We start from the raw sequence: 9,383 nt of genomic DNA, 5'->3' as shown, positions 1-9,383 counted from the left end.
GGCCCTCAGGGCAGGCATCTTTGATGTGCCAGTCATAGAGGTAGTAATCATGCAAGAGTGCAGCAGTAACAAGGTCTTGTTCATTGCAGGAAATCTTTAGGGTGCGTACAAAGAGTAGCGAGTAGTAGGCCACAGCCATGCAGTGGTCAAGGGTGGTTGTGGCACCATGCTGGATGAATTGATCCATGCTGCGCACACGGGGATGCAAAAGTACAGGGGCGGCAAGTTGTGTAAAGTCATCGGTAATATCAGCTAATTTCATGTGATGCCCTCATTGATGTTGTAAATACTGCTAACTGTTACTGTCAACTACGCGTTTTTCTCTTATCAATATTATTTCCTAAAATGGAAATAAGTCAAAAAATGTGACTTAAATGTAATAAAACTTGCTATAGTGGGATATATAAACAAAACATGCGCACAAAAACGCATACGTCGCTGTGGTGCATGGGTGTGGTGAGCGCAGTCATGCGTGAAGTAGGGTAGTTTTTGGTGGAGGCACCTGGTATGTCGTCAGTCAAAAATCAGCTGGATATGCGTGTTATTAAAACACGCCGTGCAATTAAAGAAGCGCTCCTATCGCTTATGGCAGAGCGTGATTTGTCTCAAATTACTATTAAAGATGTTGCTGACCGTGCTCTTATTTCCAAGAAGACTTTTTTGGCGCATTACAACAATGTGTTTGCCGTTGTGGATGAAATGCAGGATTGTGCACTTGCGTCCATCAAAGATGCGATTGGTGGCGGGACTTTGAGTTTCTCGGCAGAGCATGTAAGAGAGGTGCTCACCAACATTCGTACGCTGGCTACTGATACAAGTTCGGAGCTTGGTTGTTTGCTTAACTCACGCGTGCATGACCAGCTTATAGAGCGTATTCGCGAGTTTTTAGAAGCGCGTATTGTAGACGCCAACAAAGCTAAGAAAGGCATTGTTTGTGTTGCAGGCTTTGTTTCTGGTGGCGTAGTTGCTTTGGTGCAACGTTGGTTGGATTCAGGCGCACAAGCACAATCCGTAGAAGAAGTAGCTCACACCGTGGATAGCCTTGCGTCTGCCGGGCTGGCCTCGTTAAGTGAGCATTCCACGCAATAGCAGTTCTGCTTGTTTTTTGTATCAGGTGGAAAATAGCTATACTTTATAAATCCCAAAACGATAGCAAGCTTGTATAAAAACTCATGGAAATTGAGTATTGCCCTTAAGGCAGGCTCTTCAGGCGCTAGTATCTATAGGTGCCATACAAGTCTGAGGCCAAGAAAGGGGTTAGTTGTGAGCATTTCCAGCAAAGACATGCGCGAAGTGTTATTGTGTGCTGCCCCTGTCATGATTGGTTATCTATCTATTGGCATTCCTTGTGGCATTTTGGAAAGCGCTATTGGCTTACGCCCTTGGATGATTTTTATGGTGTCATTACTGTTTTATTCTGGTGCGGGCCAGTTTATGGCTGCCAATATGTTTATGGCGGGCTCGCCTTTGGCGTCTATTATCATGAGCATCTCGTTTGTTAATACGCGTCAAATGCTTTATTCTGCAGCGCTTGCTCCTCATACCAAACGGGCAAACAAGCTGATTACCTTGTTGTTTGCCTCTACAGTTACGGATGAAAGCTTTGGTATTAACTTAGAGCATTTTACCGATAACCCCTCATGGACTCCGCAAAAGGCCACGTTAGTCAACGTATTGTGTCAAACGTCATGGATTGCCTCAAACATGATTGGCTGCTTGGTAGGAAATGTCATTTCTATTCCCATGAATCTTGCATCGTTTGTCATGACAGCAATCTTTGTGTGCTTGCTCTGTACTCAGCGTATCGATAAACGCGCGGTGGTTGTGAGTATTGTTTCCATGGCTGGGGTATTTGGTTGCAAATGCCTTGGCTTGACCGGTCCGGCTATTTTGCTGGGTGCTTTGTTAGGTGTTTGTTCTGGCGTTTTGTACGATAAGGTGATGGGCGAGTGAGCATACAGGATTTTCTTATAGTGTATGGTTGCTGCGCTGCTACCATGTTTTTGTTGCGCGTTATGCCCATGCTCCTTCTTAAGGGTAAGGTTATTCCAGAAAGCATTAACGAGGTATTAGGACTCATTCCTACGGCTGCATTTGCATCGCTGGTAGCCAATGATTTACTGTCTCCCACAATGTTTGATAAGGGTTTAGGCAATGGTGTGGCACCACTCATTGCATCCGCTCTTGTAGTTGTGGTAGCGCGCAAGACACGCTCATTAGTATGGTGTGCTGTTACTGGTGTAGTTGCATACGCTCTTTTGCTCTGTATCCCTATTTAGCTAAAAGGATGTGGAACGATTTGTGCACCAGGCAGGTTTTTATCGGGCTGAGTGGCTTGACTTGCATAAAAACTTACCTCATCAACAAGCAAACGATTGACTTTTTCAAGTACACGCGCGCGGTAAGTGGTGATGTTATTTGCCATGGGGTCGCCGTCTATTTGCAACGCCATTGGGTTGCTTGCTTGTACCTCAATACACTTGCCCCTAAAGCTTTCAATCATAGGGCGCTCGAGTACCTTACCTGTTTTATCTAAGATGGATGCCACAACAGAAGGCAACAATTCCACGGTTTGATTCACCTCAAGCACAATGACATCAAGCAGACCATCGGTCATTGTATTTTCTGGAACGATTTTTATATCACCCTGAATCATGGCATTGTTAGCCACAATGCAAGAAATGCCATCTCGTTCAAACGTTGTGCCATCAATGGTAATAGTAAAGTGTGACACGGGGGGATTGAGTGTTTTAACAGCGGCTGCAAAGTAAGCAGCCTCTCCAAGTGCAGATTTGGTTTCTGCTGCCATACGCATAAATTCGCCGTCGTAGCCCAAGCCAGACATTAAGCAAAATCCCTTGGTGTGCTCGATGTTATTCTCGTCAGTCCAGGTCATTTCACCTAAGTCTGTAGTGACGGTTCTGCCAATACGACAAGCGCGAGCAATGGAGGCAGAGTCGGGTGCATTGCCTAAATTAAGGAACAATAAATTGGAAGTACCAGAAGGAAATACGCAGGTGGGGACTTGGCTGCCGCACAAGTAATACAACAGCGATGCCATAGTGCCATCTCCGCCAGAAAGGACAACCATATCAAAGCTGTCTACATCGTATAAAACGTCTTTGGGAACAAAATCCGCCGCAGGAATTCGGAGTAGTACTTCATCACCTTGCTCGGCTAGCGCACGTTCAAATTCGTAAATTGCATCCGAGCCAAAACCAGACATTTGATTGTGGATGATAAGAGCACGCATCAAAATCCTCCCACGTCTGCCTATTTGGGCACCATACCTTAGCTATGATACTAGCGAAGTAGTTTTATTGCCGAGAGGAATGCATGTATATCTCAGAATCTTCCCAGATGGAGGAATTGATTGCTCGTGCCCGTGCCGAGAAGGTCGTGGCGGTTGATACAGAGTTTTTACGCGAGAAAACCTTTTACCCGCGTTTGTGCTTAATTCAAATTGGAACATCTCATGAAACCGCAGCAATTGATCCGCTACTTATTACAGATTTGACGCCAGTAAAGGAGCTGTTGACTGACGAGTCTGTCATAAAGGTTTTTCATGCCTGTAGCCAAGATATGGAAGTTATTGATCATGCGCTTGGTGTAGTTGTTCATCCCATTTTTGACACGCAGGTTGCTGCAGCTTTTTTGGGCCATCGCATGCAGATGGGCTATGGTGCACTGGTGGAAACCTATACCGGTGTTCATTTGCCTAAAGCTGCATCGCTTACGGATTGGTCTCACCGTCCGCTCGATGCTGATCAGCTGGAATATGCAGAGGATGATGTACGTTATTTACCAGGTATTTATGAACACATGACTGCGTCTCTTATTAAGCAAAACCGTTTGGGTTGGGTTATGCCAGAGATTGAATCACTGTGCGATGCTCGCCATTGGCGTATGGCTCCGCGTGAGGCATATCATCGGCTTAAACGTTCTAACTCGCTTACACGTAAACAGCTTTCTATTGCGCGTGAGCTGTGTGCCTGGCGTGATTCTATGGCCAGTGCACGAGACATTCCCCGCAAATGGGTCTTGTCTGATGAGACCGTTATAGAAATCTGTAAACTCGCTCCTTCTACGACGCATAAGCTTCAACGTATTCGTGGAACCGAGCAGCTCAATTCCTTTGATTGCGGTGAGATTTGTAAGGCCGTGGCAACTGGTCTTTCCTGCCCCAGTGAAGAAATGCCCTCTATCCAGCGCAAACCCCGACCGTCGTCCAGCATGGAAAGCGTTCTTGATCTTATGTACGCTTTGGTTCGTATGGTTGCCGAGAAAAGCGGTGTAGCTACGCAGCTTATCTCGACACGCGATGATTTATATGAGTTTGCCATACATCCCAACAAGTCAAGACTTTCGCAAGGCTGGCGCTATGACTTAGTAGGCAAGCAGCTCAGAGCATTGCTTGATGGACAAACAGGCTTAACTGTCAAAGATGGTCATATCGAATTTCTGTAGCAGAAATCTGTAGCTGCTTTTACTGTCTGAGCACTGTGCTTGTATATGGGTACAAATACCATACGTGTAGCGTATGGATAACCAAACGGTTTGAGAGGACATAGTAATGCCGTATATCTTTTTAGGTGGCGATATTCCTTACCTAGTGCTGGTAGTTGTATCTACCATATTAGGCTTGGGTACTCAGGCCTATATCAAGAGAACATATGCACATTGGTCGCGCGTGGATGCTAATACTTCGCTTACAGGAGCAGAAGTTGCGCGCAATATGTTGCAGGCAAACGGTGCGTATAATGTGGGCATTCAGTCCATTGCTGGTGAGTTGACGGACAATTTTGACCCTCGCGCTAACACACTGAATCTTTCGAGCGCCAACAGACTCGGCGGCTCTATAGCTTCTATTGCTGTAGCTTGTCATGAGGCAGGTCATGCCGTGCAGTTTGCAAAGGGCTATGTGCCTATGAAGATTCGCTCCACGTTAGTTCCTGTGGTGCAGTTTGCTTCTGGAGCTTGGATGTATCTGTTCTTTGCGGGAATTATGTTTAACCTGGTAGGACTTATGCAGCTGGCAATTATTTTGTTTGCTGCGTCTGTGCTGTTCCATTTGATTACGCTTCCAGTAGAGATTGATGCTTCTCGTCGTGCTGTTGCCTATATTGCTTCGAGCGGCTCTGGTTTGGATGAGCTTGCAAAAAAGGGTGCAAAGCAGGTGTTGATTGCGGCGGCACTTACCTATGTTGCTGCGGCACTCGTTTCTATCCTGCAGCTTGTATACCTGCTTTCAAGGTCTTCGAGAGACTAGCGTGGCAAGTATGGAACATGAGCGCGCACTAAGCGTCTCTGAAGCTATACATACCGCACATATGGCAGTAGGGTCTATTCCTGCATTTACTGTTGTCGGTGAGGTCTCTGGCTTTAGAGGTCCCAATAGTCGTTCTGGACATTGTTATTTCCAGATTAAAGATGCTTCTGCCACCATGGATGTTATTGTGTGGCGTGGTATCTATGCTGCTTCTGGCATTCGTTTGGAAGATGGCATTACTGTTCAGATGACAGGTGCTTTTGATATTTACGAGGCTTCGGGCAAGCTGAGCTTTAAAGCAAAAACACTGAGCGTAGCTGGTGAAGGCTTACTGCGTCAGCAGGTGGCCGCTCTTGCAAAGAAGCTCGAAGCCGAAGGTCTTATGGATAGTACACGTAAGCGTAAAATCCCTGCATTTTGTACGCGCGTTGCTGTTGTTACCTCACTTTCTGGCAGTGTCATTGAGGATGTGCGTCGTACCCTATTACGTCGCAATCCTTTAGTAGAACTTCTCTGTGCAGGCTGTTCTGTACAGGGGGCTACGGCTGCCCCTACCATTATTCATGCACTGCAGGTAGCGGCCGCCGCACAGCCAGATTGCATCATGTTGGTTCGTGGAGGCGGCTCTTACGAAGACCTCATGTGCTTTAATGACGAAGCGCTGGCGCGTACAGTTGCAGCATGCCCAGTTCCGGTGGTTACGGGTATAGGACATGAGCCTGATGTAACCATTTGTGACATGGTGTCTGATCGTCGTACGTCTACGCCAACGGCTGCAGCAGAAAGCGTAGCTCCTTCTCTTTCGGAGATTGTGGCTGCCGTAAATACACGGCAAGACCGTTTGTCGCAGGTAATGGCTGCCATGGTTACCGCCGCAAAGACTTCTGTGGATGCCTGTGCTAACCGTACAACGCTTGCTATGCAAAGTCGCTTATCTATCGAGAAAACCCATCTCGATGCCTTAGCAAAACATCGTTGCCTTACCGACCCTAGCTCTTTAGTAGATGATCGGGTAAGCGCACTCATACAAACGGAGCAGCGCTTAATGGATGCTCTTCCGCGTATTGTAGAGCGTCGTCTGCATGATGTTTCTGTACTGGGCACTCGTCTTACCAGTGCGGGCGCTCGCATGACGCGCCCTTATGAACTTGCCTTGGACCGTCAAGCTGCCTCATTACAGGCGCTTTCTCCGCTTAATGTGCTTTCTCGTGGCTATTCCATTGTGCGTACGTCAGCGGGTGCAGTAGTCAGTGAGGCAAACCAAGTTTCTACTCATGATCAACTTACGGTTATGCTGCGTAATGGTCAACTGGATGTAACTGTTAACACTGTTCAAAGTAATCCCTCTACAGAATAGGAGTTGTACCTATGGATAAGACTGAGGTAACCCCCCTTAAAGATTTGAGTTTTAAAGAGGCAAATATTGAGCTTGAGCAGATTGTGCGTTCATTAGAAAGTGGTGACCTTGAGCTTGAGGTAGCGCTTGAGAAGTACAATCGGGGTGTAGAGCTTCTTAATGACTTACGTGAGCGTCTTGCCAATGCTGAGCAGCGCGTGCAAGTGTTGCTCGATGCTTCTGCAGCTACGGTTCCTGATACGACCGCCGCACCCTCAACAGCATTTATTAACGAGTAGGATAGTATGCCAAGAAAGGCATTCACATACCAGCTAAAACGAAAGAAGGTAGTGCAATGAGCGAGTGCATCTTTTGTAAACTTGCCAATGGCGAGATTCCTACCGAGATGGTATACCAAAATGAGCGAGCAGCTGCCTTTACTGATACTTCTCCTTTGGCACCGGTGCATGTATTGGTAGTGCCCAAGGCTCATCATGACAACATGTTGGATGGGGTAGATGCACAAACCTTTATGGCTATGGTAGATTGCGTCGAGCATGTGGTGGAGCTTACGGGTGTTGCCAAGAGCGGTTTTCGCGTGCTTACCAATGCAGGTGCAGATGCTGGGCAAACGGTCAATCACCTTCACTGGCATGTTTTGGGCGGTAAGCGTTTGTCGGATAGTCTTGCTTAACGGTTTTTTAATCAACCTCGACCAATTGTGTAGCATTATGCATCGTTGGTCGTATTATTTAAGAGTTGTAATTTTGCACAGCAGGCACACTATCCATTTATCGTTTAGGAGAATACATGAACGTCCTGGTTATCAATGCAGGTAGCTCGTCGCTCAAGTATCAGCTGCTCAACACCACTACCCATGAGGTGTATGCAAAGGGCAATTGTGAGCGTATTGGCATCAATGATTCATTTATTGGTCATGAGGAGCATGGTAGCAAGTCTAAGCTTGAGGTAGCTTTACCTAATCATAAAGTTGCTATCAAGCATGTATTTGAGATTCTTGATCAAGCTGGTTTTGATACCGATAAAATCGAGGGCATTGGTCACCGTGTTGTTCAAGGCGGTTGGTATTTCCCTGAGTCTAAGGTTGTAACGGATGAGACGTTAGCTTGGGTACGTGAGGTAGCTCCCCTGGCTCCTTTGCATAACTATGCAGAGGCTGATGTTATAGAGATTTGCCGCGAGTTGTTCCCTTCCATCGGTAACGTTATTGTTGCGGACACCTCGTTCCATTACAACATGCCCGAGAAAGCCTGGCGCTATGCACTTCCTCGTGATGTGGTAGACAAGCTGCATATTCGTAAGTATGGTGCTCATGGTACGTCGCATCGCTATATTTGGCGTACAGCTCATGAGTTTTTGGGCGATAAGGTCCATAAGCTGGTAAGTTGTCATCTTGGTTCTGGTGCTTCTTTGGCTGCAATTGAAGACGGACACGTCATGGATACCACCATGGGCCTGACGCCTCTTGACGGTCTTATTATGGGTACCCGTACTGGTACGGTAGACCCTGCAACTGTATTTTATCTTCAGCGTGTTGGTGGCTACACTGTTGATGAAGTAGATACCATGATGAACAAGCAATCCGGTTTAGCTGCACTGTCTGCGGTTTCTTCTGACTCTCGCGATATTGAGCAAGCCGCTGCTCAGGGTAATAAAAACTGTGAGCTTGCGTTAGAGATGTTCTATTACCGTACGTCTCAACTTATTGCTGAGATGGCTCAGTCCATGCATGGTTTTGACACCATGGTATTTACTGCTGGTATTGGCGAAAACTCTGACATTATGCGTTTTGGCGTTGCCAAGGAGCTCGAGTGGTTGGGTGTTACCTTGGATACGAAGGCTAATGCAATCCGTTCTGGTGAGCCACGTATTATTTCCACGGAAGATTCTGCTATTACAGTATTGGTAATTCCTACCAATGAAGAGCTCATGATTGCTATGGATGTAGAGGAACTTTTGGGTAAATAACGCATTCTTATAGCAAGCTAACCACTAAGAAACCCTAGCAACTAAAACGATGAGTTGCTAGGGTTTTGTTATGAGTATGTATGAAGTATCCTATGCGTCGTTGTGTGTAGTGCAGGGAAGCCACTGATAGGCAATGCGGGGTGTTCCATCTTCAATAATAACGGTGCCACATTGCACATATCCGAGCTTTTCTAAGAGATTGCGCATAGGCGTATTCACTTCATGGGTATCTACGCGAACGCTGATGCCACAACTCATGGCAAGTTGCATCAAAACGCCACCAACGCCCAAGCCAGATTGCCTTACTGCAATTCGGTGAACGGTCACGTAGGGGTCCGTATCATTAATCCATGTACCATCTAAAGAAGCGTAGTTTGGCTCGGGAGTAAAAAATAAAACCATATAACCAACTACCGTGTGGTTCTCGTCTACACATACGACGGCGCGGCCAGCAGCAATATCTTGTGTAATAAGCTCACGTGAAGGGTATTCAGTCATCCACTGTTTATAGTTATTGTTAGCACGCATAATGCCACGAGCTGCAGTAATAGTGTCCATAATTTGATCTACATCAGTTGGCTGTGCTAATGCGACGCTCAGTCCCTGAGGAAGTGGCTTGCTAGCGTTAAACTGAAATACCAAAGAAGTGATATCCATATAAGTAAGTCACCCTTTCTCCTTAATTGATGCAAATAGCTGCACTATTTTATACGTTCGCTTATCAATTTGTACCGAGCAGTCAAAAAATTTTTCTCCTCACTGATATATCGCAATTTGTATTGGATAGTA

At 46.3% G+C, this 9,383-nt stretch carries 11 protein-coding genes and 1 pseudogene; 9 read left to right on the top strand and 3 right to left on the bottom strand.

Going from position 1 to position 9,383, the window contains the following annotated elements; genetic code table 11:
* Positions 1 to 262, bottom strand: a pseudogene (locus SPD80_RS01200) (phosphohydrolase); the annotation flags it as partial.
* Positions 263 to 507: 245 nt separating this feature from the next.
* Between SPD80_RS01200 and SPD80_RS01195 the strand changes: the two are divergent.
* From SPD80_RS01195 to SPD80_RS01185, 3 genes are all read left to right on the top strand, one after another.
* Complete coding sequence (locus SPD80_RS01195) at positions 508 to 1,089, top strand: TetR/AcrR family transcriptional regulator (protein ID WP_320828097.1); 582 nt, start codon at positions 508 to 510, stop codon at positions 1,087 to 1,089.
* A gap of 174 nt (positions 1,090 to 1,263) precedes the next feature.
* Positions 1,264 to 1,953, top strand: coding sequence for an AzlC family ABC transporter permease (locus SPD80_RS01190; protein WP_320828096.1), 690 nt, complete (start codon positions 1,264 to 1,266; stop codon positions 1,951 to 1,953).
* Positions 1,950 to 2,279 (top strand): AzlD domain-containing protein, encoded by a 330-nt coding sequence (locus tag SPD80_RS01185; RefSeq protein ID WP_320828094.1) that lies wholly within the window; start codon positions 1,950 to 1,952, stop codon positions 2,277 to 2,279. Before SPD80_RS01190 ends, SPD80_RS01185 begins: the two co-directional genes overlap by 4 nt.
* Here the strand turns inward: SPD80_RS01185 and SPD80_RS01180 are convergent.
* The gene (locus SPD80_RS01180; protein ID WP_320828093.1) at positions 2,276 to 3,253 is read right to left on the bottom strand and encodes a diacylglycerol/lipid kinase family protein; all 978 of its coding nucleotides are present in this window, start codon (positions 3,251 to 3,253) and stop codon (positions 2,276 to 2,278) included. The two genes, SPD80_RS01185 and SPD80_RS01180, sit on opposite strands and share 4 nt — an antisense overlap.
* An 83-nt stretch (positions 3,254 to 3,336) precedes the next feature.
* Between SPD80_RS01180 and rnd the strand changes: the two genes are divergently transcribed.
* From rnd to SPD80_RS01150, 6 genes are all read left to right on the top strand, one after another.
* Positions 3,337 to 4,467: a ribonuclease D gene (gene rnd, locus SPD80_RS01175; protein WP_320828091.1), complete on the top strand. Its 1,131-nt coding sequence runs from the start codon at positions 3,337 to 3,339 to the stop codon at positions 4,465 to 4,467.
* 106 nt (positions 4,468 to 4,573) lie between these two features.
* Positions 4,574 to 5,269: a zinc metallopeptidase gene (locus SPD80_RS01170; RefSeq protein WP_320828089.1), complete on the top strand. Its 696-nt coding sequence runs from the start codon at positions 4,574 to 4,576 to the stop codon at positions 5,267 to 5,269.
* A gap of 10 nt (positions 5,270 to 5,279) precedes the next feature.
* Positions 5,280 to 6,626, top strand: a complete 1,347-nt coding sequence (gene xseA / locus SPD80_RS01165) for an exodeoxyribonuclease VII large subunit (RefSeq protein WP_320604703.1) — start codon at positions 5,280 to 5,282, stop codon at positions 6,624 to 6,626.
* Between the two features lie 11 nt (positions 6,627 to 6,637).
* Positions 6,638 to 6,904, top strand: a complete 267-nt coding sequence (xseB, locus tag SPD80_RS01160; protein WP_320604690.1) for an exodeoxyribonuclease VII small subunit — start codon at positions 6,638 to 6,640, stop codon at positions 6,902 to 6,904.
* Positions 6,905 to 6,960: 56 nt separating this feature from the next.
* The gene (locus SPD80_RS01155) at positions 6,961 to 7,299 is read left to right on the top strand and encodes an HIT domain-containing protein (RefSeq protein ID WP_320604688.1); all 339 of its coding nucleotides are present in this window, start codon (positions 6,961 to 6,963) and stop codon (positions 7,297 to 7,299) included.
* Positions 7,300 to 7,415: 116 nt separating this feature from the next.
* Entirely contained in the window at positions 7,416 to 8,594 is a 1,179-nt protein-coding gene (locus tag SPD80_RS01150) for an acetate kinase (RefSeq protein ID WP_320604686.1), read from the top strand.
* 90 nt (positions 8,595 to 8,684) lie between these two features.
* Here the strand turns inward: SPD80_RS01150 and SPD80_RS01145 are convergent, their stop codons facing one another.
* Entirely contained in the window at positions 8,685 to 9,251 is a 567-nt protein-coding gene (locus tag SPD80_RS01145; protein WP_320604684.1) for a GNAT family N-acetyltransferase, read from the bottom strand.
* Positions 9,252 to 9,383 lie beyond the last annotated feature (132 nt).

The sequence above is a fragment of the Atopobium sp. genome, from assembly GCF_034113385.1.
Lineage (GTDB): Bacteria > Actinomycetota > Coriobacteriia > Coriobacteriales > Atopobiaceae > Atopobium.
The sequence above is the reverse complement of the archived record's forward strand: the minus strand, read 5'-3'. Positions and strand labels throughout refer to the sequence as shown.

What these genes read in the sequence shown, in the direction of transcription:
- SPD80_RS01195 (WP_320828097.1), top strand. Translation starts at nt 508, where the DNA reads ATGTCGTCAGTCAAAAATCAGCTGGATATGCGTGTTATTAAAACACGC.
- SPD80_RS01180 (WP_320828093.1), bottom strand. Translation starts at nt 3,253, where the DNA reads ATGCGTGCTCTTATCATCCACAATCAAATGTCTGGTTTTGGCTCGGAT.
- rnd (WP_320828091.1), top strand. Translation starts at nt 3,337, where the DNA reads ATGTATATCTCAGAATCTTCCCAGATGGAGGAATTGATTGCTCGTGCC.
- SPD80_RS01170 (WP_320828089.1), top strand. Translation starts at nt 4,574, where the DNA reads ATGCCGTATATCTTTTTAGGTGGCGATATTCCTTACCTAGTGCTGGTA.
- xseA (WP_320604703.1), top strand. Translation starts at nt 5,280, where the DNA reads ATGGAACATGAGCGCGCACTAAGCGTCTCTGAAGCTATACATACCGCA.
- xseB (WP_320604690.1), top strand. Translation starts at nt 6,638, where the DNA reads ATGGATAAGACTGAGGTAACCCCCCTTAAAGATTTGAGTTTTAAAGAG.
- SPD80_RS01155 (WP_320604688.1), top strand. Translation starts at nt 6,961, where the DNA reads ATGAGCGAGTGCATCTTTTGTAAACTTGCCAATGGCGAGATTCCTACC.
- SPD80_RS01150 (WP_320604686.1), top strand. Translation starts at nt 7,416, where the DNA reads ATGAACGTCCTGGTTATCAATGCAGGTAGCTCGTCGCTCAAGTATCAG.
- SPD80_RS01145 (WP_320604684.1), bottom strand. Translation starts at nt 9,251, where the DNA reads ATGGATATCACTTCTTTGGTATTTCAGTTTAACGCTAGCAAGCCACTT.